Raw genomic sequence first — 21,476 nt, forward strand, 5'->3', positions numbered from 1 at the left:
AATTACATATTCGTTTGAGTATTATTCGCCGCCCCCCCCCCCCGCGGGGGGGCGACCGGCGGGTCGCCACCCGCCGGAGCCATCCCCCTCCGGTCGCGGAAACCAGCTTCTCCCCAGTTGGCCCGTACGGCGACCCGCCGGCGCTCTCTACCTTCCAGGAGAGCGCAAAGATGCAAGACAGAATCCCGCTGAAGATCCGCGCAGAAGGCTGGCAGTCCAGCGCAGCCCCGTTGAAGGTCTTGGCCGACGGCTCCCAGATTCCGGCCGATGACCCCCGCACCGACCACATCGCCGTCCTGTTTCCGGATGGCTGGTTGGTCAGCACCCGGCTGACCGCCGCAGACGATGGCACCGAATACGACGAAAGCGACGACGCCGTGGAGGCCGTGAAGCAGGAACGCCTGCTGGGATTCCATGACTGGATCAACGCGCCGCTCGATGAGGTGCTGCTGCGCCACGTCATCCGGCATGACCGCCACTCGCCGGCGGTGGACACCAACCTGTTCCCCAACTTCCCGAAGCAGGGCTGGATTCGCAGCGACGTCACGCCCTGGTCGCCGGCGTCCGCGTTCTACGTCTACCTCGACGACGGCTATGTCTACGACCTCCACCGCGGCGACAGCGGGTTCGGGTTGGCGTGCCGTCGTGCCCGTCAGTAATCGCCCATCTGCATAGGAGACCGTCATGGCTCGCATGACTGAAACCTTCCGCGATGGGGCCGAGGACCGCCTGTCATCGCCTGCGGTGCTGCGCTGCCTGCGCACCGCCGCCAACCAGGACCACAAGCTCGCCTCGGCGATGCACAACCGCGGCAAGAACGCGCGCACGCGTTCGATGGCACGCCGGCTGGCGCATCTGTGCGTGATGAGCGCCCGCTATGAAGCGCAGGCGGCTGATCTGGCAATGGAGGTGCGCTGATGGACATCCTCGCGCTGCCCGCAGGAAAAAAGCTGCAGCTGGAGATATCGGTCCAGCCGGACATCGTGGTCGCCATTCTCCGCGAGGTGCGCCCGCAGTTCGCGCGCCATACCTGCCTGCGCACCTCCAGCACGCTCATCCGCCGGAACGCGGACGACGAGCTCAGCATCGGGGACGCCGATTTCGTCCTGACGGCCGCGGTCGTCGACGGTGCATGCCGGTGGCTGGCAGCGCGGGGAATCATCGTGGAGGACCGCCGATGAGCGCCGTCATCGTCAACTTTGCGGCTGCACGCTGCGCCGTCCAGCAGCTCGATCGGCTTGGCCCGACCAACCAGCGCCAGGCGGTGGTCGATGCAGTGATTGCCGAGAACCGCGCCGGCCGCACGGGTATGGCCGTGTCAGGCGCGCTGCAGATGCTCGCCATGCGCATGCGCCAGCCTCAACCCGGGCGCACGCCATGAACGCCGTGCAACTGCACCTCACCAACATCGGCACCGGCATCGACAGCACCGTGCTCTGCCTGCAGGTGCACACCGAAACGATCTGGGCCGGCGTGTACGAGCGGCAGGAGGCGCGTACGCCACTGGAGATCGGCGTGGCCACCAAGCAGGCCGGAGTACGCCTGCGTGGCGATGCACTGGTCGTTGCAGGGCAATCATTCCAGATGAAGCCGGAGGCGCTGCAGACGGCCATTGAGTGGCTCCAGCAGCGCGGCGTTCGGACTGCCGCTTGCAGAAAAAGCAGGACCGCAAAGGCAGGTGGCGCATGAACTGCGATGCCCACCTCTCTGCGGACAACTGCCGCCTGCATGTGCTGATCGATGCACGCATCGCTGCGTTCAAGCGTGGTGACACCAAGGCTGTCGAACGCCTGGAGGCGGAGATCGACCGGCGCATCGTAATGATCGGGAGCCGGCCATGAAGGCCCTTTCCCGACTCCTGCGTCGGCCATCCAACTGGCATGGAACGCTGGCGCACCTGTCCATCACGCATTGCCCGCACAACACGCCGGTGCCGGCGCCGCTCGACAACCGCGAGCGCTATCTCGCCTTCCGCCGCACCTGGCTGCCGCCGCTTCCCAATACCTGGCCCTGGGAGGAATCGCAGGGCACCGCCACCACGCAGCTGCGCGGCAACGTGCAGTCGTCAGGAGCCTGACCATGCAGATGCAACCGCATACCCCGGTGATCCGTAGCGCGCTCATCGCCGCGCTGGATACCCCGACCCACTCCCTCCGGCGCGGCCCCGGCGGCTACATCGCCATCGGGCAGCCCATCAAGAAGAGCGGCCCTGTGCCGTACCAGGCATTCACCCGACGTGCCATCCAGTTCCTGGAACGCGAAGGCCTTGCGGAGTTCGACGTGCCTAAGTTCCCCAGCGTCGTCACGCTCACCGAGGCCGGTGTTGCAGCCGCACGCGAGCTCAAGGCATCGATGGCAACCAGGACGGTGAAGCCATGATTACCCCACACACCCGCGGCCTGCAGGTGCTCGAGCTCGGCAATGCCGACCTCAACGACAGCAGCACCTGGGACCCGAGCAAGGCATCGACCGGCTACACGCCGTTGCCCGAGTACCCGAAGCCGGAGGATCTCCCGGCCGCGCCTCGGCATACCCCAACCTTCGAGGAACTGCTCGCGCGGCAGCGGCGCACTGTGCTCGAAGCCTCGACCAGCACCGGCACCGCGATGGCGCGAAAGGAGCGGGATCGCCAACAGATCGCCCAGGACACCGAGGCGTTCCTCCGCTCGGGCGGCCAGATCGAGCGGCTCGGCGCTACCGAATCGTCCGACGGCATCGACGGATGACCTTCAAGCCGCTCCCCGCGCCACAGAGCTATGCCCGCCAGCTGCGGTTGGCGCAGCGTGACCTACGCAAGGCCCACGACCTGCTGATGCAGGCAGAACGCTTCTTCCATGACCTCTCTGACAGCCAATGCCCCACCGGTCTGCTGGAGAACATCCGCCGTTTCACCCAAGCACACGGAGGCAACACCCATGAGTGAGAACACCAACAGCACCAGCGAGCAGCTGGAAGTGAACGGATCGGCCAACAGCCCGTTTTTCACCTTCAATTTCCACGGCGACGTCAACATCCACCTGAATCCCGAGAAGGAAAAACCGGCATCGATCGTCCTGGTCGCGGAAGGCCATGCTACCGCCGCGTCACTGCAGGATGCACTCAAGACGCGGATGAGAGCCACCCCGAAAGCCGAAGCACCCTCGATCATCGTGCGCGATCCGGCGCAGCCGCTGAAAGTCATGGCCGATGGGCACCAGGTCGACGCGCGCGAGACGGTTACGGATCACGTTGCCCTGATCTTCCCGGACACGGGCATCTGGGTGCACCCGGCGACGCTGGCGCGTGATGGCAAGTCCTACGACAGCCAGGAGAGTGTCGAGACGGCCGCCAAGGGATTGCAGCTCCTGGATTACGACGACTGGCACCTGTCTCCGGATACGGTCTATGACCGCCACGTGATCGATCGCCGTTACCGCAAGCCGGCCGCGGACCCGAATCTCTATCCGCACCTGCTGCTGGACGACTGGTACTGGACGAGCACGATCGTGCCGGGGTCGCCGGCGTCCGCGTTCAGCGTCGCCCTCGACGGCGGCGATGTCTACAGCCTCCGCCGCGGCAGCAGCGGGTTCGGGTTGGCGTGCCGTCGTGCCCGTCAGTAATTTGATCTCTGTGGCCTGATATGAGCTCGCGCTTCCAGCCGCCACCGATCGTCGACGCCGCGCGCAGGCTGTGCGCGGACGTTGAGCAGATCGTCCGGACCTTCTCGCAGTATCACCGCTACCGCACAGGCGACCAGTTGCGCGCCCGCGCCGATGAGGTGCTCACCTGCGCAATGCGCACGTGGCTAAAGAAGGACAACCGTCTGCAGCGTGCCGAGGAACTGGTCGACGCCGTCGATCGATTCAACGAACGGCTGCAGGTGTGCAAGATCGTGCACGCGTTCAAGAACTTCGGCCAGTTTGAGAGGCTGGCCAAGGCCGCGCACAGTCTCGGCAGCCAGGCCGGCGGCTGGAGGCGGAGCATCGAGCAGCACCCCAACGCCCAGAATGCGCGAGCCGAAGGCGTAGCGCAGCGCGGCGAGAGACTGAGTACCCGTGCCGCCCACCCGAGGGCCAACACATGACGACGCCACGCTATCCCGCCCGGGCCTGCGTGGCAGGGTCGCAAGTGCATGGGGAGATGCCGGGGTCGCCGGCGTCCGCGTTCAACGTCAACCTCAACAACGGCAATGTCAACAACAACCACCGCAACAACAGCGGGTTCGGGTTGGCGTGCCGTCGTGCCCGTGAGTCTCAGGGTGCCCAGGGTGTGCAGCTCCGCGCCCTGTACGACGCCTACCAGGCTGCCCGTCGCGGCAAACAGCCGAGCTTCGACAAGCTCCGCTTCGACGCGCACTTCATCACCCATCTGCTGTATATCCAGCAGAACCTCAACGCCGGGACGTGGTCGCCGGCAGCATCCACCAGCTTTGTCGCAACCCGGCCGAAGGCACGCGAGATCCACGCGCCGGCGTTCCGGGATCGCGTGGTGCACCACTGGATCGTCCCTCAGTTGGAAGCCATCTACGAGCCTCGCTTCATCGCTCACAGCTATGCCAACCGGAAGGGTAAGGGTAGCCATGCCGCAGTCAGGTATGCCCGGGACTGCGTGCGCCAGGTGCACTCGGGCCAAGGTGGCGGCTGGTATCTCCAGCTCGACATTGCCAATTTTTTCAATAGCGTACGCCGCGACAAGCTGTGGGCGATGCTCAAGCCAGTCCTGCAGCGGGCGCGCTTGTCTCTGGAAGCGCAGATGGCCGTGCACGCATTGCTGCGTGGTCCAGCTTTAAGTGCGGGCGTGCGGCAACGCGCCACCCAGGAACAACTGCAGCTGGTGCCTGCACACAAGCGCCTGGAGAACGCTCCGCGACGGTGCGGGTTGCCGATCGGCAACTTGTCCAGCCAGTTCTTTGCGAATGTGTTTCTGGATGCGCTGGACCAGTTCGTCAAGCACGAGCTCAAGGTCCGCAGGTACCTGCGCTACGTCGATGACTTCGTGCTTTTCCACCATGACCGCACCCAACTGGTCGAGTGGCAGCGCCGAATCGAAGCCTTCCTCACCGACACGCTGGATCTCCGCCTGAAGGACGAGGTCAAGCTGCGGCGCCTCGGAGACGGCCTTGATTTCCTGGGCTACGTCATCTACCCGACCCACCTCCGCGCGCGCCGCCGGGTGGTGTCGCACCTGCAGGAGGCCTTGGCCGCTTGGGAGATCGCCCACGTGCGCGGGAGGAATCTGAGCGGCACGCCGGCCGACTTCGACCACATCCGCACCGTCATCGCCAGCTATGCCGGTCATCTGCAGCACGCCGCAAGCCGCCGCCTCTGGCAGAGCCTGGAACGGCGCTTCCCTTGGATCACGACTGCCGCGTCACCGCGGCGCTTCTCTCATCGCCTGCAGGGCAGGCACATCACGATCAGGAGCACTCGATGAACTCACCTCGTCATTGCCGCGAATGCGGCTGCACCGATATGCAGGCCTGCCCAGGCGGTTGCCACTGGGTCAGCGACAACCAGTGCAGTGCCTGCGCGCAGAAGCAAGCCACCATCGATCGACTGAAGCGGCTTGCCAAACTCATCAAGAAGGAACAGGGAATCCAGCATTCAAAGGCGCTGGATGTGGCCGCGCAGCGCCACGGCTTCACCAACTACGTCAACGCTCGCAGGCAGATCGAACGGAGGGCGCAGCAGTGAACCGTTCGATCATCGTGCACGGCCCCCAGGCATGCGGCAAGACCCGCAACGCTGTAGCGATCGCCCGCCACTACGGGCTCTCCACGATCCTGGACGACCAAGACCCGCACGCGCTGCCGCCTGGCATCTCCATGGGCACGCTGGTCCTCACCAACGTCGACCTTTCCGGGCAGCACCACATCGGTTTGATCCGGTGCATCCCCTACGCGCAAGCCGCCGCCGCATCCGGTGTCGACAGCGCTTCCAGCCAGGCCACTTCGGAGTGATATCGATCATGCAGACCCAACAGAGCATCATCACCATCCCGCTCAACCACCTCAGCCTTTCGCCGGAGAACGCGCGCAAGCGCCGCACGCCCGAGCACATCGCGGCAACGCTGGAATCGCTCAAGGCGCACGGCCAGCTGCAGAACCTTGTCGTTACCGCCGGCGCACAGCCTGACCACTACGAGGTGAGCGCTGGTGGGACGCGTTGGCTTGCGCTCCAGCTTGGCGTCGAGCGCGGCGAGATCGCGCCGGACTATCCCGTCCTTTGCAGGCCCATCCCCGCGGAGGGTGCGCTGGAAGCAAGTACCGCAGAGAACGTGATTCGCGAGGACATGCACCCCGCCGACCAGTACAAAGCATTCCGCGGCATGGTCGAGGCCGGGAAATCCACCACGGAGATTGCTGCGCACTTCAGCGTCGCGGAGTCCGTCGTGGCGGCGCGCCTGAAGCTGGCGAATGCTGCGCCGGAGCTGTTTGCGCTCTATGAGCAGGGCAACATGACCCTTGAGCAGCTCCAGGCGCTGGCGCTGACGGACGACCACGATGCCCAGCGCCGCGCCTGGTTCGGGCAGAAGGGCGCAAAGATCGAACATGACTGGCAGCGGCGCCCACACGAGATCCGCAAGCGCATCACGGCCAAAGAAGTAGGCCCGGACAGTGCTGTGGCCAAGTTCGTGGGCACCGCCGCCTACGAAGCCGCCGGCGGCGCCGTGCGGCGCGATATGTTCTCGCCGGCGGTCTACTTCGCTGATGCGGCATTGCTTGAGAAGCTCGCCGTGACCAAGCTGGAAGCGATCGCCGGCGCCGAGCGCTCGGCAGGATGGTCCTGGGTCGACGTCCACCTGGAACTGGACTACAGCGACCGATCCCGCTATGGCCATGGGCCGTACTCCAGCAGGCACGAGTCGCTCTCTCCTGCTCAGGCCAAGCGTCGCGCCACAATCGAACAGCGGCTTGAGGAGATCGAGCAAGCGTTGTTCGATGACGAACAGGATTATGACACTCTGCAGGCCGAGGCAGATCGCTTGAACGCCGAGAAGGACCTGCTGCTGGCGTCGCGGGAAGTCTGGAGCTCAGAAGCGAAGGCGAAAACGGGCGTCCTGATCTACCTGGATACGCACCACGGCCTCCAGATCGACCGAGGCAGGCTGAAGCCGGGGCAAAAACTCAAGGCGGGAAAGGTCACCGGCGGCAACCCCAGTGGTCCGAAAAAGCCCACCCTCAGCCACGACATGCTGGCACGACTGGAAATGCAGCGGACGGCCGCCATCCGCGAGCATATTGCCAATAGCCCTGATGCGGCGCTTACCTTGGTGTTGCAGGTGTTGGTGGGCCAGCTCCTGCCGGGTCGGAGCTGCAGCCTGCTCTCCATCGATGCCACCAATCAGCACCTGACCGATAGCCACAGCAGGTTCCCGGAGGTCAGCAAGGCGCCCGCACGCACCGCGCTGGAGAAGCGCGCCGCCAAGTGGCTGCCGCTCATCCCGAAGAAGGACGCCGAGCTCGTGCAATGGCTCAGCAAGCTGACCGTTGCGCAGCGGCATGAACTGCTTGCATTCCTGGCGGCGCTGGCGGTCCCGGTTGCGCAGATCCGCGGCCGGGAACTGGCCACCCGGTTCGGTGTGGACATGGCGCGCTGGTGGGAGCCGAATGCCGACAACTACGTCAGCCTGGTATCCAAGGCGCTCCTGGCCGAGGCCGTGACCGACGCTGCTGGCAAGGCCATCGGCGAAGGCCTGTTGGCGAAGAAGAAGGACGCCGCCATGTCGGAAGCCGCCAAGCAGTTGGCGGGCACCGGCTGGCTTCCCAAGCCCCTGCGCGGCGAAGGCTATGCCTTGAACAGCGCGAAGGCACCGGCAACTGCCTCGAAGGCCAAGCCAACGTCCAAGGCACCGAGTAAAGCGGCGAAGTCCACGCGCAAGGCAAAGCCGAAGAAGACGGCCGGGACCAAGGGGACCAAGAGCACCAAGCACACGGAGGCGAGCCGTGTCTGAGGCATACATCCCCGCCTACGAGGCCTACTACAAGGCCGATAGCCGCGATCCAAGCCAGGCCGAGCGCCTGGCCATCTGGAAGGAAGCGTGCGGCGCCATCATCGCTGCTCTATCGGGCGACGACGTGCCCGCGCCCGTACCGTGCCCGATGGACACCGCGCCGCGCGACGGCACGATGGTGCGGCTCCTGGTGCAGTTCGATGACCACGCCACCGAGGACACGGCCGGGCCGGCGTGGACTATCGGCGCCAACAACGACGACAACGTGGGTGATGACGAGCGCGAAGGCTGGAGGTTCGCCGGCTGGTGCTGGGATCACGACCACTTCACCGAGGGCAAAGGTACGCCGGTCGGCTGGTTGCCGATGCTGGACAGCCCCAAGGGCGGCACCCACCCGGACGATGCAGCGGTCGATGCGTTCTCCAGCGCGATGAAAGCAAAGCTCGCGGAAGCGCGCGCCAAGGGCCGAGGCGGCTGGAACGGCGACGAGCCGGGCATGCAGCAGCGTCTGTCCGACATGCTGCGCGCGCACGTCGAGAAGGGTGACCCGCGCGACGTTGCGAACTTCTGCATGTTCCTGCACCAGCGCGGCGAAGCCATCAGCCCCAATGCCGGCAGCGAGGCGTGGAAGGCCGAACTGAGGGCGGCACAGGATGACGGCCACGACTGTGCGATCCGGTACGTGCTTGGCTATCTGAACGGCGCGGGCGACTGCGGCAGCACCTACTACGAAGAAATCCTCAACAGCTGTGGACGCGACCGGATCATCAAGTCGGCCATCACCGATGGCGAGTTGGAATTCACCGGGCTAGCTGAGTACATCAAGCGCGACGGCACAAGGGCCGAGAAGCGCCGGGTTCGGGCGGCGCTGCGCGCCGAGGCGCAGGCCAGCGATGCGGAGGTGCGGCTATGAAGCAGATGAAGCTTCTCCGGTCCCTTGCTGCTGACTGTCGCGATCACGGCGAGCATGACGTTGCGCGCGGAATTGAAGGCGTTGCGAACGATGTCGCCGAGTTGTGCGAAGCGATCAAGGCCGAGCGGGCCGCGAGCGACAAGGGAGATTCAATCGCATATCTCGAAGCCAGGCTGCGGACGACGCTGGTCCTCACGAAGTTTGAGCAGGCCAACAGCCACGGCGCGGGGGATACGCCATGAAGGTTTTCTGTGTACACGATGTCGAGTGGTGGATCGGTACCAGCGCTGAATCCGTCCTGCAGGCCGTGACCGAGGAATACGGATACACCGAGGACGACATCGCAATTGATGATGTCGAGGAAGTGAAGGACGCAACCCTTGACGAGCTGAAGTTCACCGACGCAGACGAGAACGAACGGCCCACCGGCTTGGTTCGCACGTTCCGCGAGCAACTGGCAATCGAACTGGCGGATGGCGGGCGCTTCCCGCGTCTGCTCGCATCGGAGGAATGGTGATGGCTGACCCGATGCAGCTGGCCCGCGAGCTGGTCGCAGCCGAGTTCGAGGCAGACGGGCGACGAACCCTCGCCCAGATGATCCGCGCCGGCACCTGGACATCCGAGGAGGTCGACCGAGCGATCCGAGCGACAGTGGCCGCGCTCGCAAAATCGGGAGCTGCCCGCAAGGCGGACAGCGAGAAGCTGACCGATCGCATCCTGCAGTACCTGCGGCAGCCGCAGAACCAGGAGCGGTGGCACCTTGCCAGGAACATCGCGCAAGAACTTCACGTATCCCCTGGCAGCGCGGTGCAGGGCCTCCAGTACCTCGTCAGCCACGGCCAGGTAGCGCGAGCCATTGCGCTCCACGCTCCGAGCACATACGCCTTGACTACTAAGGAGCAGCGCCATGCGTGATCCGTGTTCGCTCCTCTTCGCCTCATCTTCAGCAGGAGGTCGACGTGCTTAATCTGAATCCACGACCGATCCCGATGGGACCTGCAGAGCTCGAGCGTGTCGTGCGCCGGCAGACCGAGCAGGACTACGATCCCGATCCACCTCGCTGCGGCACGTGCTTGTACTTCACGCTCGGGTCTTGGGGCCAACGCGCGATCGAGGCGAAGAAGGGGCGTGGCATCGAGCACCTGCAGCGGTGCACCTTCGGTAACTTCCATACGACCGTCCGCGGCGTCTGTGACGAATGGCGTACCAGGGCTGGGGAACGGCTGGAGGGCAGCAGCCACGGTGCGGGGGTGGCGGATGGCTGACCACCCTCTGCCCAGCATCGATGGCCTGGTGGCCGCGGGTGCGCTGTTTGTGGCCAACCACAGCGGCGGCAAGGATTCGCAGGCAATGCTGATCCGACTGCTCGAGATCGTGCCGCGATCGCAGATCCTGGTGGTGCATGCATCCCTCGGCGAGGCCGAGTGGGACGGTGCGCTTGAGCATGCCCAAGTCCAGGCCGAGGCGGCACGCCTTCCCTTCGTAGTGGCACACGCGGTCAAGACGTTCTTCGGCATGGTGGAGCACCGCTTCAAGGTGCGGCCAGGTCCGAATTCATCGTGCTGGCCGTCGGCGTCCAACCGCCAGTGCACCAGCGATCTCAAACGCGGCCCGATCGAACGGGAGATTCGGCGCTACGCAGGCGAGCATGGCTTTACCAAGATCGTCACCTGCCTTGGCATCCGCGCCGCGGAGAGTCCTGGCCGGGCGAAGCGGGCGGAAATGTCGTGGAGCGCACGCAACAGCCTGGCCGGCCGCAGTTGGTACGAATGGCTGCCGATCCATGGCATGACGACGCCCGAGGTGTTCGCCACCATCAAGGCCGCGGGACAGGAACCGCACTGGGCCTACGCTGCCGGCAATGAGCGGCTGAGCTGCGTGTTCTGCATCATGGGGAGTCCGCGCGACCTCGCAAACGGTGCACGGCATCGGCCGGAGCTGCTGGCGAAGTACCTCGAGATGGAGCAGCGTACCGGCTACACCATGCATCAAAGTCGCAAGCCGCTGGACGAGCTTGTCGCGGAAGGCGAGGCGCGCCTGGCGCTCGCCGCACGCCCGCAGGGGGTGACCCATGGTTGAGCAGCCCATCCTCTTCAACGGCACCATGGTGCGCGCGATCCTCGACGGCCGGAAGACACAGACCCGGCGCGTGGTCAAGATGCCGCCGGCCTTCGACTTCACCGGCGGACTCGGCGACGATCCCAGCGATCCGAAACACTGGGGCGCCGAGGACGAGAACGCGCTGTGGTGGGCACTCGCCGCCGGCGACGACGTTGACCGCGTCCTGGCATGCCCGTTCGGTCAGCCCGGCGACCGGCTGTGGGTGCGCGAAGCACATTCCATTTTCCCTGCGCACGGCCAGCACCGCGCCGATGGCGGACGCTGGGGCCCGTGGGCCGGTCTGCCGACCACAGTGTCAGAGGATGGGAAGCAGATCGCCTACTACCGCGAGGGCTTCGACCGCTGCGACCCGGGCCGGTGGCGCCCCAGCATCCACATGCCGCGCTGGGCCTGCCGCCTAGTGCTGGAGATCACCAACGTGCGTGTGGAGCGGCTGCAGGCGATCAGCGAGGCAGATGCATTGGCCGAGGGTATCGAGCGCTTCGCAACTGTCGGCGGCACCGCGTGTAAGGACTATTCCGGTGGCGACGGCTTCAACGTCAGGGATGCGGGTAGTATCCAGCGCAGCTTCCGATCGCTGTGGACCAGCACCGGCGGCGACTGGGACGCGAACCCATGGGTGTGGGTCATCTCCTTCAAGCGGATCGACAGCCCGCACGAGGCAGTCCTATGACGCACATCGCAGGCGCAACGCTCAAACCGCTGGTGCAGTTGCCCAAGAACCCGGAGCAGTGCTGGAAGTGGCTGGGCCGCATCAACGACCAAGGCAGGCCCATCAAGCAGTTCGGCGGCAACCCAACCACAGCGCAGCGCTGGATCTGGCAGATGTTCTTCGGCCCCATACCCGAGGGCCTGGTGGTCTACAACACCTGTGGCAACCGGGAATGCCCGAACCCCGCGCACCTGGCCTGCGCGTTCCAGGCTGACGCCAACCGCGCCGGCGCCGCCACGAAGCTTCTGCCGGGTGACGTACAAGAGATCCGTGCGGCGCTGCAGGAGGGTCGTGACGTCGGTTGGCTTGCCGCTCGCTTCGATGTGGCCCCGAGCACCATCCGCGAAGTCGGCCGGGGCAGCAGTTGGGGTAAACGTCGCCGGCGCCGAGACCACCCGCATCGGCAGAGTGTGATCGCACCAGGTGCTGCAGCCAGCGATATCCAGGAGGCACACGATGCGCTCCAGTGACAACCAGCTCGACATCTTCCGCGATGACCCCGCCATCAGTGCAGCCCGCGAAGCGAACGCCTGCAGGCAGGCTGCGGCAACTGCGCTGGTCGATCCCCACTGGAGCCGCGTTGAGCAGCAGGCCCGCCATGCCCACTACCTACGCGAGGCCGCTCGCATTGAAGCGAAAGCATCAGGCAGGGAGTGCCATGAAGTCGATCTGTAAGCCAAGGCACGCACCGCGCACACGCTGGTCCGCAGATGATGACGAAACGCTGCGGATCAACTATCCCCACTTTCCTGCATACCTGGTTGCCTATGTGCTGGGGCGGGAAGTCGGATCGGTCCATAACCGCGCGCACATCCTTGGCCTGACCAAGGCGCCGGACTTCTGGAGCAAGCCGATCGCGAAGCTGTGGGCAGGCGGCCAGCACAAAGAATGCAGGAAGCATCAGTTCCGGAAGGGACAAGTGCCGCCCAATAAGGGGCTGCGCCGTCCAGGCTGGGCACCTGGCCGCATGGCGACCACACAGTTCAAGAAAGGGCGCCCCGCGTGTGAGTCGCGGAACTACGTACCCATCGGGACCGAGAAGCTCGACGTCAAGCGCAATGCAATCGTGCGCAAGGTCACCGATGACCCCAGCGTGTTTCCGGCGCAACGCTGGCAGCCAGTTGCAAAGCTGGTGTGGGAGGCCGCAAACGGCCCGGTACCGGCTGGCCATGTCGTTCGGTTCCGCGAAGGAATGAAGACGCTGGTCACTACGGACATCACGCTGGACCGCCTCGAGCTTGTCTCGCTGCGCGAGAACATGAAGCGGAACAGCATCCACAACTACCCGCCGGAGCTGAAGCGCGCGATGCAGATGCGCGGCGCGCTGACCCGGACAATCAATCGAATCACCGGAAAGCAGAGGACTGACCCATGAGCAAAGACAGCGACGCATCCACCTACACCATCAATGACATGCGCACGGATCTCGCGGCGACTATCAGGGCGCTACGCAACAACGACGGCAACATGACGGTGGACAAGGCCAAGGCCATCGGTGACCTTGCCCAGGTCATGATCAACAGCGCGAAGGTCGAGGTCGACATGATCCGCGCGGTTGGCCAGCGCGGGATGCGGCCGACCGGCTTCGTCGCGATCGCTCCGCCCGGCGACACGCTCGATGAACAGCAACGCACCGCCGGTGGTGAGTCCCCGAGGCCAACGCGCCAGCATATTCGCAACCCGCTCGGCAGCGAACCACGCGGCGCGTTGCGGTAAAGGAGCGCCGGATACGATCATGATCGGCGAACACATCCTCCAGTTCGAGGACCTGCAGGAGTTGTGCCGGCCCGGGGAGCACCCTAGGCTGGCGACGGTCGAGAAGTGGGCGCAGGATGCCGGCATTCGGTACAAGTACGATGGGAGCGGTGGCATCTGGTCGACCACCGCCGCCCTGAATGCCGCGCTCGGGGTCAGTGCCGCCAACGACGCTGAACCCTACAACCCCGACGATCTGTTTGGAAGGAAATAGCCGTGTTGAGAGCAATCGTCCAATTCCTTGTCAGCGCGATCAACCGGCGGAGGGCGGGTGGAATGGCGGCCGCAACGCGTCATCCTGCAGGCGAATGCATAGGTTGCCAATCGATGTACATCCGAGAGATGTCGGGAACGTGCACTCAATGCGGCTGTGTGTGGATTAACTGCTCTGCACTTGAAAAGGGTGAGCCACATTCATGACCCCGCCCGGCAGAAAACGCAAAGCCGACCCAACGATTCCGCGCCACATCGACCAAGCCAAGATCCCCACCGGAATTTACTGGGATGGCCGATGGGGTGGAACCTGGTACGTATTCGATCGCAAGCCAGGCCAACGCCCGCGCCGTGTGAACGTCGCTGGCAAGACGGCAACGCTTGCTGACCTGCATGTGATCGCCGAAGCGCGAACCGGGCAGGTCAGCAGCAAGACCGTGCGCGGCCTATGCACCGCCTTCGAAGATAGCCCGCAGTTCAGGGCTTTGTCTGCGGCGACGCAGGAGGACTATCAGTACTGCCGCGCGATCGTGTGTGATTTCAAGCTGGCCAATGGCAGCTTGGTTGGGGACCTCATCACCAAACGCGTGACCCAACCTGTTGTCCAAGGCCTGATCGACGCTATCGCGCTGGGCAGCGAGTGCGACACCGCTGGCCAGTTGATCCCGACCCCAAGCAAGGCGGCCCATGCGCAACGCTACCTGCGCAGGCTGTTTCGCTGGGGCGCGAACCGCGGCTACAACGACATCAACCCCGCCGACGGTATTGAAATGCCGAAGGAGCGCAAGCGCCGCCGGCTACCGGAGAGGGACGCTATGCAGGCGCTGATAGCCTTCGCCAAGGCGCAGGCAGGCGGGCGTGGCAAGAAGGGCAGCGTAGCGCCGTACTTGTGGGCAGCGATCGTCATCGGCTACCGCTGCCGGCTGCGGCCGATCGAGACCAGGACGCTGACCGACGCACACCACACGCCCGAAGGCATTCACACAAATCGCCGAAAAGGAAGTCGCGACAACATCACCGAGTGGTCCGCCGATCTGCGTGAGGCATGGGACTATCTCGTCGAGCTGCGAAAGGCGATCTGGAGCAGCGAGAAGCGGCCGAAGGCATGGCCCATCCGCGCCCAGGATCGGCCGCTCATGGTCAACCACGTCGGCGAACCGATCGGCCGGAGTACCTTCAACTCGGCCTGGCGCCGGCTGTTGGCTGCAGCGATCGACGCCGGGGTAATCACCGAAGATCAGACCTTCGGCGCTCACGATCTGAAGCGCCGCGGCATCACCGACACGCTTGGTACACGCCCAGAGAAGCAGCTCGCCAGCGGGCACAAGAACGAATCCATGCTGGAGGTCTACGACTTCAGCGTGCCGCGCGTCCGGCCGGCCGGAGACTCCACGTAAATCGCGCCCGTAGCTACCTTGAAAATCAACGGCTTGCAAAATCTAGCCGCGTAAAATGAAATGACCTAAGTAGTTGATTGGAAAGCGGTAGCGTACTGGACTGTTAATCAGGGGGTCGTTGGTTCGAGTCCAACTTCGGGCGCCAAAATTCAAAAACCTGCGAGCAATCGCAGGTTTTTTTTTGCACCGCTTTTTGACACCTAAAAAGACGGGCCGCAAAGCGGCCCGTCCATCAAAAACTCAAACAGCACTCAGAAGCACTTACTCGTATCCGAGCCTGCCGAACCAGTCACGGCTCGTACGCCATTCTGGTTGATACTGATCGTCTTGCACAGCGTGTCCTTCGATTCCTGTGAGCCCTGCGGAACTGCGCTGATCGTATAGGTGGTTGCCGATACATTGGAGGATCCGATGGCGTAATGCGCGCTTATCTCGTTCTGGCATGGCAGCACGGTGCCCGCCGCTACACCGACATACCCGCCACCCGGGTTACTGGCGTACTGCCGTTCCATCAACTGTCCCCACTCCAGTATGCAGCCAGCCGCAGCGACACGGCGCCCCTTGACCACATGATTGATATAGCTCGGGTAGGCGATGCCGGCAAGAATGCCGATCACCGCCACCACGATCATCAACTCAATCAGCGTAAAGCCTTTCTGCTTCAACATATTCATAGCCCCGCCTCTCATTCCGGAACGATTTCACGCCAGCTGATGCGCCGCGGCTGCCCGCCGGTCGGCGAAGGAATACCGCCGCTACCCGTATCAAGCCCGCCACCAGTGCCCCATGTTGCCAGCGCACTCGTGAGGTTCACCTCGGTCGGCATACCACCAGTCACCCCAATCGAACCAATAACACCGGTACTGCCATCCTTGCCCGTCAAGCCAGTCTGGTCATTGAAATAGCCACCCGACTTCGGACTGGTACCCGTGAACAGATTCAGGGCGTTGACAAAGCCCTTGCCGGTAGCGCCACTGCAATCGGCACCGGTCGCCGGAATCTGCGAGGCAAGATACATGGCCGAACCATAGATCGTGGGTGCCGAGGTCACGCGCTCAGGACGCGGCAGGTCGATGTACCAGCCCTGCTTGTCAGTTGGCAACATCGTATAGCTCTCGAAACCCCGCGCATCCTCACCCTTGGCAGTCTTGCCACTGTAGGGAATGGTCCGCGCCTGCAGCACACTACGCCCGCTGATGGCGGCGCCTGAATCGATGATGCCGTAGATGCTCTGCACCGTCTGGGAGGTATCAGACGAAGGCACATCACTGTTGGAGATGTAACGCCCGGTACCAAACCCGACGAAAATGCGGCCAGAGGTATCACGCCCAACACCCAGCCCGCCGGTGACAGGCTGTGCGTTGCCAGCACCATCGACAGCCTGAAACACCTTTACCGCAGCCCCAGGATTGAGGCCCGTGAAGTCCCAGCGCCAGATATTGCCCTTCAGGTCACCACCGTAGACCACATCGACCTTCCCGTCGGCATTGAGGTCAGCCAAACCGGTCGACATCAAACCATTACCCGAGCCCATGTCTGCGGTGAGCTTGTGGGTCTTGACGATGGAACCGGTTGACGACAACTCATAGGCGTACAACGTGGCCGAGCCATTGGGGCTGTCGATGCCGTTTGGCACCAACGCATAGGTCTTGCCCTCATTCCCCTTGCGGATCCGGACAGGACCAAACACATAACCCATGTCGGCGTCCGGATCAGTGCCACTGGAAGGCGTCTGGAAGGACTGGTCCCAAAGTACATTGGACACACCCATCGAACCGGGATTGGTGACGTCCAGCGCAAACACGCCACGCCCGCCACGACCCAATGCGCCTACCAGGATGTTCTTGCCATTGCCTTGATTGGCACGGCTGATCACATCGATCTGGCCGTCCACGAAATACCGATGCTCGTAGGTCTGCGAGCTCAACGTCGCCAACGAAGCAAAATCCAAGCCCTTCGGCACGTAGGAAAACAGCACCTTGCCCGTCGCAGCATTGATGCCGTGCATCATGCCGTCATTGGCACCGACAAAAACGCTCTTCGAATCGTCGACATACGCTGGCGAGGAATCGACGATGTCACCGATCGGATATGTCCGCGTGCGCAGAACGCCGTCCTTCTTCGATTTTTCCTTGCTCTGATCACCGCGCAGATACGCAATGTTCTCGCTTGCCGTCACCGGGTCGCTGCCACCACTGCGCGCGAACACCGTCGTATTGGCCAGTGCACTGTTGAACAGTGCCGGCGTCCCATTCATGCTGGTCAGGACGGTGCGTGACGAGAAACTATCAGCATTGACCCCGCCTGCACCGAACGTCTGCGAAAGCTGCCACAGCGGCGTATCAGACACACCAGTCAGGGAGGCATTGAACGGACTGGCCTTCAAATCACCGACCCAGGTCACCGAGGTAAAGCCAGCCACGAACGTCAGCGTTGTCGTATCGGTCTTGGTGGAGCTGGATGCGATATTGGAACCCGAGGCCGTCCGCGCATCGATCGACTGCAACGCACTCTTGAGCGCTGCAGCGAACTTTTCGGTATCCGATGCAACCACGAACGCGCCACGCCCATTGAGGCTGGCATGCCATAGATCATCAATACGCTCGGCATCCTCGGCATTGGTCGGATCAGGCCATACGGCCGGCGCGGGCTTGGTCGGATCAAGTGTGCCTTGTGCACCAATGGAAATGCCAAACGTCACCATATGCTGCCAGGTAGCTTCATCCAAGCTGGTCGGCCGCACATTGTTCGGCATGTTCGTATCGGTACGAAGGTCGTTCTTCCAGTAGTAGTACGCCACGTCGGCGAGCGTGTTGCTGTAACTATCGGAGTACTTGCTGCCACTATCCGCGTTACCGACACTGGTCGTATAACCACCATCGGTACCAGCATTGTTCCAATAACCATCCGTCGCCAGGAGCGCATAGTTCTGCCGGCAACTCAGTTCGTTGCCCGCCCCGTCACGCCATGGGCTCCCACTATCGGAACGACTGAAATATCGCCCTGCACGCTGAAGAGCGCCATGCAACGGCGTGCCATTGTAGGCAACCACGTTCTGCAACCTGCCAAAGAAATCACCGCGATTGGTAGCACCGGTCTTGTCTTCGAACAGTCCGTTGTTACGACTGGTGGGGATCGGGAAGGCAGGCGTGTTGCCACCTACCGAGGCCGTACCGCCGCCACGATTCCAGATCGTGTCGAAACCGATACGGTAATTTTTCTCCAACCCACCAAACGCCTCCGAAGCACCGCCCTTGGCAATCTTGTTACGCGTGCGATGGTAGGAATACCAGGTCGCATAATTGCTCAACTCCTCCGCCAGCGTGCGCGAGGTCGGCAACGCATTGGAACAGTTGATCCAATCCTTGCTGTCAGTGCCGACGCCACAGCGATTCGTGGTCGTCACCTTTGCGTTCATGGTCATGCCGGAGAACGTGGAGTACGCATATGCCCCGATGTAGTAAGTACCGGCACTGGGCGCATTGAAAGTACAGGTCTCGGAGTTTCCGCCTCCATTCGACATGCAGTCGTAAGTATTGCCCGTCGGGCTTGATCCATACCGAACATACAAATCCGAATCGCCACTACCACCGGAAGTCGTCACCTCGAATTTAGTAGCTCCACTGGGGACAACCACCGTGTAGCCTGGCAGCCAATTCCCCTTGTTGGCAGAAAGCGAACTCTTGGGAAAGCCCGCTGCATTGCTAACCGTGCTGGTGACTGTGCCATAAGTGATCGTACTGACAATACCCGACCCGCCAGCCAGGATCTTGTAGAACCGGTAGTTGTTGCCGTTGGCAACATAAGTGGCCGTGGTATTGGAAGGATCCTTGGGCACGAAGAAGACCTGCTCGCCACCACACACTTCCCTGCCGCCGCTGTTCGGCTCATCGGAACTTGGCGAGTTGTTGGAACCAAGGTTGTAGTTGTATTTCCTGCAGCTACCCGCATCACCCAGGTCGATCGTGCCGCCACCGACCAGATTGAAACTTGCGTATACGGCAGAATAGGAGGTTCCGCCGTTCATGCGCGAAGTACCATCCGCATTCAACCACGGCTTGTATGTAACTGCCGGGTTGTAATACAGCGTATTCCGGGTGTAGGCGCGACGTGCAACATTGACGTTGCTGGTTGTCCACTTACCTACACGCGTTCCCCTGCCCTCAGGACAGCCCGCATCGGAGAACTCACACTCGTCATCAGGCATGTACTCGAACGCCATCGAGCCGGAGTCATCGAGAATCATCATGATGTTGGGCGGAATGGAGTCACCACCGGTCAGCAGCGGATATGGCGGAAACGAAACCGCCGCTGGCGCAGAGCCTGCTGCAACCAAGGATATCCCCATTGCCAGCGCGCACGTACGAACGCGTTCGCCCAGGACTTTTATGGATTCAGATCTGGTCTTTGAGTTCATGACGTGCCCCATCAGCGGCGATACAACGATTGGACGATCACCTCGGTGCCCGTTGCCGTGGCTGCATAAGAGGTGATACGGAAAACGCTCTGCTCGGTGGTGGGGATGCAGGTCTTGGAGAAATCAATGCAGTCAGAGGCACCACCACCGTTCACCGACGTTCCAAAATCCTCGATCACAAACTTCGGGGTGATCGCACCATTGACCGTGCTGACTGCCGCCCCTTCCCGGAACGCACCATTCTTCCAGAAGTCCGCAGCCGCCCAAGGCGCATCCGCATCAGGCAGAGGCGTCGCGCACAGCCCGCTGGAACATCCTGAGCTTGGGAAACCAACACTGCCATCGCGCACGACAATCTCAGCCTGTCGCAAGCCGGCCTCGGCCCCCTGGAAGGCCAAGCCGCGCGCGATGGTATTGGCCGCCATACGCTCCTGCATGATGGCACCACGCATCGATGCCAAGCCCAGCAGGGTAATCACCACCAGCATCATCAGCACCACGATCAGCGCTGCGCCAGACTGCGCCCCCCGGCCAAGGGCCCCGTATTTGCTTTTCATTGAATGTCATCCTGATGATTGCGGAGGACGATGTAGTCCTCCATCGTCCGCGACAGCACCGCGCCATCAACACCGCGCCGGTCCGAATCCGTCATCGCGCCACGCTCCGCCTGCAGGGTCAACGCCAGATGGATCGCGGTCACCCGCCCCCAGGCCGCGGCGGCTTCCACGTCAGCAGCCGTCACATAGGCGGAAGCAGAACCAATCTTGTAGCGCAACGCCATCGCGCTCACACCTTCTGCGATCTCGCTGCGGGCGCCCTGCACCGTGCGGTACAACGAAGACCCGCCGCGGGTATTGCTCCCCACGGTCCAGCGCGCCTCATAAGGGACGACAACGAACGCAGGCGACCGGCCAATCCCACGCGGGCATGCCGTTACATCAGCAGCGGTAGGCGTGCCTGCAACGCGGAAGCAATAACCCGGCCCTGAAACTGCAGCACTGCACTGGCCGAGGTCGGGCGTTGGGGTCAGGCCCGCACCACAGTTGTTACCTGCTGCATGCTGGACCGCGGCACCAGAAATACCCGTGACGGAAAACACGATTGCCTGATCGCTATTGCACACCATCAATGCCTGGCCTGAAACAAGCCCGGCCGCGGTATTGAGGGTAACTGCATCACCCGGCCGCGCATGCGCCTGCACGCGGTATTCGCGCCCGTTGGCCAAATACAGCGATACCGCATCGTTGCCATCGCTTGTATCACCGAACATGCCATTGGCGAAGCGCCCCCAGAACTGCGCGTCCGCTCCTGTCATCTGCACCGTGATCGGGTTGGCCGCAGTGAACCGCGAGCAGGGATTGACTCCCGCTTCACGAATATCACGGGCCATCATTTCAAACGCGGCGCGCTGGTTCTCCTGGATTCGACCAACCGCTTCGGTCGACCCATAGACACGGCGGTTGGACAGGAAAATACTGCCCGCGGCAGCCACGACCAGAAGACCCAGCAACAAGGCAACCATCAATTCGATCAGCGTAAAACCGCGCTGCCGGCGGGGGCTCTGGACGTTCATAGGTTACTGGCCACCTCGACCTGCTGTTTGGAGTCACCACCGGTTGCACGCGAATCATTCCACTGCACGCCAACGGTACAACTCATGGTGTTGGCGACGCAGACAACCCGCCCCATCGCATCCGGGGCCACCGTCTGCTGCAAGCCAGTAAGCCAGGCCGCCATGGTGCCGGGATCCCCACCATCACCTGCGACATAGATATTGGTGTTGTAACTGCCAATATTCGCCCGATCCGCGCGAATGATGTCCATCATCGAATACGCCTGCAGCGCTGCCTGGGTACGTGCAGCCGAGCTACCACTGTTCTTCAGGGTGATGGCCTGCAAAGCAGCAATACCAAGTACACCGATTGCCAGGATCAATACCGCAACCATCACCTCGATCATGCCGATGCCGCGCTGCTGCGCCAAGCCGAACCTGCGCTTTCTGCCATAGCGAGTCAT

At 63.0% G+C, this 21,476-nt stretch carries 34 protein-coding genes; 29 read left to right on the forward strand and 5 right to left on the reverse strand.

Annotation, left to right across the window (positions count from 1 at the left end):
* Nucleotides 1–170 precede the first annotated feature (170 nt).
* From QMX78_RS06585 to QMX78_RS06725, 29 genes are all read left to right on the forward strand, one after another.
* Nucleotides 171–659 (forward strand): hypothetical protein, encoded by a 489-nt coding sequence (locus tag QMX78_RS06585; RefSeq protein ID WP_282267711.1) that lies wholly within the window; start codon nucleotides 171–173, stop codon nucleotides 657–659.
* A gap of 25 nt (nucleotides 660–684) precedes the next feature.
* The gene (locus QMX78_RS06590) at nucleotides 685–918 is read left to right on the forward strand and encodes a hypothetical protein (protein WP_282267712.1); all 234 of its coding nucleotides are present in this window, start codon (nucleotides 685–687) and stop codon (nucleotides 916–918) included.
* A complete protein-coding gene (locus QMX78_RS06595; RefSeq protein ID WP_282267713.1) occupies nucleotides 918–1,181 on the forward strand; it encodes a hypothetical protein in 264 nt (87 codons plus the stop codon). Before QMX78_RS06590 ends, QMX78_RS06595 begins: the two co-directional genes overlap by 1 nt.
* The gene (locus QMX78_RS06600) at nucleotides 1,178–1,381 is read left to right on the forward strand and encodes a hypothetical protein (RefSeq protein WP_282267714.1); all 204 of its coding nucleotides are present in this window, start codon (nucleotides 1,178–1,180) and stop codon (nucleotides 1,379–1,381) included. The genes QMX78_RS06595 and QMX78_RS06600 overlap by 4 nt, the downstream gene beginning before the upstream one ends.
* Nucleotides 1,378–1,689 (forward strand): hypothetical protein, encoded by a 312-nt coding sequence (locus tag QMX78_RS06605; RefSeq protein WP_282267715.1) that lies wholly within the window; start codon nucleotides 1,378–1,380, stop codon nucleotides 1,687–1,689. Before QMX78_RS06600 ends, QMX78_RS06605 begins: the two co-directional genes overlap by 4 nt.
* The gene (locus QMX78_RS06610) at nucleotides 1,686–1,841 is read left to right on the forward strand and encodes a hypothetical protein (RefSeq protein WP_282267718.1); all 156 of its coding nucleotides are present in this window, start codon (nucleotides 1,686–1,688) and stop codon (nucleotides 1,839–1,841) included. The genes QMX78_RS06605 and QMX78_RS06610 overlap by 4 nt, the downstream gene beginning before the upstream one ends.
* Nucleotides 1,838–2,077, forward strand: coding sequence for a hypothetical protein (locus tag QMX78_RS06615; protein WP_282267719.1), 240 nt, complete (start codon nucleotides 1,838–1,840; stop codon nucleotides 2,075–2,077). The genes QMX78_RS06610 and QMX78_RS06615 overlap by 4 nt, the downstream gene beginning before the upstream one ends.
* A 2-nt stretch (nucleotides 2,078–2,079) precedes the next feature.
* Entirely contained in the window at nucleotides 2,080–2,379 is a 300-nt protein-coding gene (locus tag QMX78_RS06620; protein WP_282267721.1) for a hypothetical protein, read from the forward strand.
* A complete protein-coding gene (locus QMX78_RS06625; protein ID WP_282267723.1) occupies nucleotides 2,376–2,726 on the forward strand; it encodes a hypothetical protein in 351 nt (116 codons plus the stop codon). Before QMX78_RS06620 ends, QMX78_RS06625 begins: the two co-directional genes overlap by 4 nt.
* On the forward strand, nucleotides 2,723–2,923 hold the full coding sequence (locus QMX78_RS06630; RefSeq protein WP_282267725.1) for a hypothetical protein: 201 nt from the start codon (nucleotides 2,723–2,725) through the stop codon (nucleotides 2,921–2,923). The genes QMX78_RS06625 and QMX78_RS06630 overlap by 4 nt, the downstream gene beginning before the upstream one ends.
* Nucleotides 2,916–3,599 (forward strand): hypothetical protein, encoded by a 684-nt coding sequence (locus QMX78_RS06635; RefSeq protein WP_282267727.1) that lies wholly within the window; start codon nucleotides 2,916–2,918, stop codon nucleotides 3,597–3,599. Before QMX78_RS06630 ends, QMX78_RS06635 begins: the two co-directional genes overlap by 8 nt.
* A gap of 20 nt (nucleotides 3,600–3,619) precedes the next feature.
* Nucleotides 3,620–4,063: a hypothetical protein gene (locus tag QMX78_RS06640; protein ID WP_282267729.1), complete on the forward strand. Its 444-nt coding sequence runs from the start codon at nucleotides 3,620–3,622 to the stop codon at nucleotides 4,061–4,063.
* The gene (locus QMX78_RS06645) at nucleotides 4,060–5,412 is read left to right on the forward strand and encodes an RNA-directed DNA polymerase (RefSeq protein WP_282267731.1); all 1,353 of its coding nucleotides are present in this window, start codon (nucleotides 4,060–4,062) and stop codon (nucleotides 5,410–5,412) included. The genes QMX78_RS06640 and QMX78_RS06645 overlap by 4 nt, the downstream gene beginning before the upstream one ends.
* The gene (locus QMX78_RS06650; RefSeq protein WP_282267733.1) at nucleotides 5,409–5,672 is read left to right on the forward strand and encodes a hypothetical protein; all 264 of its coding nucleotides are present in this window, start codon (nucleotides 5,409–5,411) and stop codon (nucleotides 5,670–5,672) included. Before QMX78_RS06645 ends, QMX78_RS06650 begins: the two co-directional genes overlap by 4 nt.
* Complete coding sequence (locus tag QMX78_RS06655; RefSeq protein ID WP_282267735.1) at nucleotides 5,669–5,938, forward strand: hypothetical protein; 270 nt, start codon at nucleotides 5,669–5,671, stop codon at nucleotides 5,936–5,938. The genes QMX78_RS06650 and QMX78_RS06655 overlap by 4 nt, the downstream gene beginning before the upstream one ends.
* Nucleotides 5,939–5,946: 8 nt before the next feature.
* Complete coding sequence (locus QMX78_RS06660) at nucleotides 5,947–7,932, forward strand: ParB/RepB/Spo0J family partition protein (RefSeq protein WP_282267737.1); 1,986 nt, start codon at nucleotides 5,947–5,949, stop codon at nucleotides 7,930–7,932.
* Nucleotides 7,925–8,845, forward strand: coding sequence for a hypothetical protein (locus tag QMX78_RS06665; RefSeq protein ID WP_282267739.1), 921 nt, complete (start codon nucleotides 7,925–7,927; stop codon nucleotides 8,843–8,845). The genes QMX78_RS06660 and QMX78_RS06665 overlap by 8 nt, the downstream gene beginning before the upstream one ends.
* Nucleotides 8,842–9,087, forward strand: coding sequence for a hypothetical protein (locus QMX78_RS06670; RefSeq protein ID WP_282267741.1), 246 nt, complete (start codon nucleotides 8,842–8,844; stop codon nucleotides 9,085–9,087). The genes QMX78_RS06665 and QMX78_RS06670 overlap by 4 nt, the downstream gene beginning before the upstream one ends.
* A complete protein-coding gene (locus tag QMX78_RS06675; protein ID WP_282267743.1) occupies nucleotides 9,084–9,362 on the forward strand; it encodes a hypothetical protein in 279 nt (92 codons plus the stop codon). Before QMX78_RS06670 ends, QMX78_RS06675 begins: the two co-directional genes overlap by 4 nt.
* The gene (locus tag QMX78_RS06680) at nucleotides 9,362–9,760 is read left to right on the forward strand and encodes a hypothetical protein (RefSeq protein ID WP_282267745.1); all 399 of its coding nucleotides are present in this window, start codon (nucleotides 9,362–9,364) and stop codon (nucleotides 9,758–9,760) included. Before QMX78_RS06675 ends, QMX78_RS06680 begins: the two co-directional genes overlap by 1 nt.
* Nucleotides 9,757–10,110: a hypothetical protein gene (locus QMX78_RS06685; RefSeq protein WP_282267747.1), complete on the forward strand. Its 354-nt coding sequence runs from the start codon at nucleotides 9,757–9,759 to the stop codon at nucleotides 10,108–10,110. The genes QMX78_RS06680 and QMX78_RS06685 overlap by 4 nt, the downstream gene beginning before the upstream one ends.
* Entirely contained in the window at nucleotides 10,103–10,924 is an 822-nt protein-coding gene (locus tag QMX78_RS06690) for a phosphoadenosine phosphosulfate reductase family protein (RefSeq protein ID WP_282267749.1), read from the forward strand. Before QMX78_RS06685 ends, QMX78_RS06690 begins: the two co-directional genes overlap by 8 nt.
* Entirely contained in the window at nucleotides 10,917–11,639 is a 723-nt protein-coding gene (locus tag QMX78_RS06695; protein WP_282267751.1) for a hypothetical protein, read from the forward strand. Before QMX78_RS06690 ends, QMX78_RS06695 begins: the two co-directional genes overlap by 8 nt.
* Nucleotides 11,636–12,148, forward strand: a complete 513-nt coding sequence (locus QMX78_RS06700; RefSeq protein WP_282267753.1) for an HNH endonuclease signature motif containing protein — start codon at nucleotides 11,636–11,638, stop codon at nucleotides 12,146–12,148. Before QMX78_RS06695 ends, QMX78_RS06700 begins: the two co-directional genes overlap by 4 nt.
* Complete coding sequence (locus QMX78_RS06705; RefSeq protein ID WP_282267755.1) at nucleotides 12,135–12,353, forward strand: hypothetical protein; 219 nt, start codon at nucleotides 12,135–12,137, stop codon at nucleotides 12,351–12,353. The genes QMX78_RS06700 and QMX78_RS06705 overlap by 14 nt, the downstream gene beginning before the upstream one ends.
* Nucleotides 12,337–13,053 (forward strand): HNH endonuclease, encoded by a 717-nt coding sequence (locus QMX78_RS06710; RefSeq protein ID WP_282267757.1) that lies wholly within the window; start codon nucleotides 12,337–12,339, stop codon nucleotides 13,051–13,053. The genes QMX78_RS06705 and QMX78_RS06710 overlap by 17 nt, the downstream gene beginning before the upstream one ends.
* A complete protein-coding gene (locus tag QMX78_RS06715; protein ID WP_282267759.1) occupies nucleotides 13,050–13,394 on the forward strand; it encodes a hypothetical protein in 345 nt (114 codons plus the stop codon). The genes QMX78_RS06710 and QMX78_RS06715 overlap by 4 nt, the downstream gene beginning before the upstream one ends.
* A gap of 19 nt (nucleotides 13,395–13,413) precedes the next feature.
* Nucleotides 13,414–13,647 (forward strand): hypothetical protein, encoded by a 234-nt coding sequence (locus QMX78_RS06720; RefSeq protein WP_282267761.1) that lies wholly within the window; start codon nucleotides 13,414–13,416, stop codon nucleotides 13,645–13,647.
* A gap of 202 nt (nucleotides 13,648–13,849) precedes the next feature.
* Nucleotides 13,850–15,043, forward strand: coding sequence for an integrase (locus QMX78_RS06725; protein ID WP_282267762.1), 1,194 nt, complete (start codon nucleotides 13,850–13,852; stop codon nucleotides 15,041–15,043).
* Between the two features lie 251 nt (nucleotides 15,044–15,294).
* Here QMX78_RS06725 and QMX78_RS06730 read toward each other — a convergent pair whose 3' ends face one another.
* From QMX78_RS06730 to pilV, 5 genes are read right to left on the reverse strand one after another with little or no spacing between them, the layout of a single operon-like run.
* Nucleotides 15,295–15,717, reverse strand: coding sequence for a type IV pilin protein (locus QMX78_RS06730; RefSeq protein ID WP_282267764.1), 423 nt, complete (start codon nucleotides 15,715–15,717; stop codon nucleotides 15,295–15,297).
* An 11-nt stretch (nucleotides 15,718–15,728) separates the two neighbouring features.
* Nucleotides 15,729–19,460 carry a PilC/PilY family type IV pilus protein gene (locus QMX78_RS06735; RefSeq protein ID WP_282267766.1) on the reverse strand — a complete coding sequence of 1,244 codons (3,732 nt, stop codon included), beginning with the start codon at nucleotides 19,458–19,460 and terminating at the stop codon, nucleotides 15,729–15,731.
* An 11-nt stretch (nucleotides 19,461–19,471) separates the two neighbouring features.
* The gene (locus QMX78_RS06740; RefSeq protein ID WP_282267768.1) at nucleotides 19,472–20,017 is read right to left on the reverse strand and encodes a PilX N-terminal domain-containing pilus assembly protein; all 546 of its coding nucleotides are present in this window, start codon (nucleotides 20,015–20,017) and stop codon (nucleotides 19,472–19,474) included.
* Nucleotides 20,014–21,033 carry a prepilin-type N-terminal cleavage/methylation domain-containing protein gene (locus QMX78_RS06745; protein WP_282267769.1) on the reverse strand — a complete coding sequence of 340 codons (1,020 nt, stop codon included), beginning with the start codon at nucleotides 21,031–21,033 and terminating at the stop codon, nucleotides 20,014–20,016. Before QMX78_RS06745 ends, QMX78_RS06740 begins: the two co-directional genes overlap by 4 nt.
* Entirely contained in the window at nucleotides 21,030–21,476 is a 447-nt protein-coding gene (gene pilV / locus QMX78_RS06750) for a type IV pilus modification protein PilV (RefSeq protein WP_282267770.1), read from the reverse strand. The genes QMX78_RS06745 and pilV overlap by 4 nt, the downstream gene beginning before the upstream one ends.

This window comes from Stenotrophomonas sp. PS02298 (assembly GCF_029959445.1).
Lineage (GTDB): Bacteria > Pseudomonadota > Gammaproteobacteria > Xanthomonadales > Xanthomonadaceae > Stenotrophomonas.

Coding starts and splice junctions, on each gene's coding strand:
- QMX78_RS06585 (WP_282267711.1), top strand. CDS start 171: ATGCAAGACAGAATCCCGCTGAAGATCCGCGCAGAAGGCTGGCAGTCC.
- QMX78_RS06590 (WP_282267712.1), top strand. CDS start 685: ATGGCTCGCATGACTGAAACCTTCCGCGATGGGGCCGAGGACCGCCTG.
- QMX78_RS06595 (WP_282267713.1), top strand. CDS start 918: ATGGACATCCTCGCGCTGCCCGCAGGAAAAAAGCTGCAGCTGGAGATA.
- QMX78_RS06600 (WP_282267714.1), top strand. CDS start 1,178: ATGAGCGCCGTCATCGTCAACTTTGCGGCTGCACGCTGCGCCGTCCAG.
- QMX78_RS06605 (WP_282267715.1), top strand. CDS start 1,378: ATGAACGCCGTGCAACTGCACCTCACCAACATCGGCACCGGCATCGAC.
- QMX78_RS06610 (WP_282267718.1), top strand. CDS start 1,686: ATGAACTGCGATGCCCACCTCTCTGCGGACAACTGCCGCCTGCATGTG.
- QMX78_RS06615 (WP_282267719.1), top strand. CDS start 1,838: ATGAAGGCCCTTTCCCGACTCCTGCGTCGGCCATCCAACTGGCATGGA.
- QMX78_RS06620 (WP_282267721.1), top strand. CDS start 2,080: ATGCAGATGCAACCGCATACCCCGGTGATCCGTAGCGCGCTCATCGCC.
- QMX78_RS06625 (WP_282267723.1), top strand. CDS start 2,376: ATGATTACCCCACACACCCGCGGCCTGCAGGTGCTCGAGCTCGGCAAT.
- QMX78_RS06630 (WP_282267725.1), top strand. CDS start 2,723: ATGACCTTCAAGCCGCTCCCCGCGCCACAGAGCTATGCCCGCCAGCTG.
- QMX78_RS06635 (WP_282267727.1), top strand. CDS start 2,916: ATGAGTGAGAACACCAACAGCACCAGCGAGCAGCTGGAAGTGAACGGA.
- QMX78_RS06640 (WP_282267729.1), top strand. CDS start 3,620: ATGAGCTCGCGCTTCCAGCCGCCACCGATCGTCGACGCCGCGCGCAGG.
- QMX78_RS06645 (WP_282267731.1), top strand. CDS start 4,060: ATGACGACGCCACGCTATCCCGCCCGGGCCTGCGTGGCAGGGTCGCAA.
- QMX78_RS06650 (WP_282267733.1), top strand. CDS start 5,409: ATGAACTCACCTCGTCATTGCCGCGAATGCGGCTGCACCGATATGCAG.
- QMX78_RS06660 (WP_282267737.1), top strand. CDS start 5,947: ATGCAGACCCAACAGAGCATCATCACCATCCCGCTCAACCACCTCAGC.
- QMX78_RS06670 (WP_282267741.1), top strand. CDS start 8,842: ATGAAGCAGATGAAGCTTCTCCGGTCCCTTGCTGCTGACTGTCGCGAT.
- QMX78_RS06675 (WP_282267743.1), top strand. CDS start 9,084: ATGAAGGTTTTCTGTGTACACGATGTCGAGTGGTGGATCGGTACCAGC.
- QMX78_RS06680 (WP_282267745.1), top strand. CDS start 9,362: ATGGCTGACCCGATGCAGCTGGCCCGCGAGCTGGTCGCAGCCGAGTTC.
- QMX78_RS06690 (WP_282267749.1), top strand. CDS start 10,103: ATGGCTGACCACCCTCTGCCCAGCATCGATGGCCTGGTGGCCGCGGGT.
- QMX78_RS06695 (WP_282267751.1), top strand. CDS start 10,917: ATGGTTGAGCAGCCCATCCTCTTCAACGGCACCATGGTGCGCGCGATC.
- QMX78_RS06700 (WP_282267753.1), top strand. CDS start 11,636: ATGACGCACATCGCAGGCGCAACGCTCAAACCGCTGGTGCAGTTGCCC.
- QMX78_RS06705 (WP_282267755.1), top strand. CDS start 12,135: ATGCGCTCCAGTGACAACCAGCTCGACATCTTCCGCGATGACCCCGCC.
- QMX78_RS06710 (WP_282267757.1), top strand. CDS start 12,337: ATGAAGTCGATCTGTAAGCCAAGGCACGCACCGCGCACACGCTGGTCC.
- QMX78_RS06715 (WP_282267759.1), top strand. CDS start 13,050: ATGAGCAAAGACAGCGACGCATCCACCTACACCATCAATGACATGCGC.
- QMX78_RS06720 (WP_282267761.1), top strand. CDS start 13,414: ATGATCGGCGAACACATCCTCCAGTTCGAGGACCTGCAGGAGTTGTGC.
- QMX78_RS06725 (WP_282267762.1), top strand. CDS start 13,850: ATGACCCCGCCCGGCAGAAAACGCAAAGCCGACCCAACGATTCCGCGC.
- QMX78_RS06730 (WP_282267764.1), bottom strand. CDS start 15,717: ATGAATATGTTGAAGCAGAAAGGCTTTACGCTGATTGAGTTGATGATC.
- QMX78_RS06735 (WP_282267766.1), bottom strand. CDS start 19,460: ATGAACTCAAAGACCAGATCTGAATCCATAAAAGTCCTGGGCGAACGC.
- QMX78_RS06740 (WP_282267768.1), bottom strand. CDS start 20,017: ATGAAAAGCAAATACGGGGCCCTTGGCCGGGGGGCGCAGTCTGGCGCA.
- QMX78_RS06745 (WP_282267769.1), bottom strand. CDS start 21,033: ATGAACGTCCAGAGCCCCCGCCGGCAGCGCGGTTTTACGCTGATCGAA.
- pilV (WP_282267770.1), bottom strand. CDS start 21,476: ATGACTCGCTATGGCAGAAAGCGCAGGTTCGGCTTGGCGCAGCAGCGC.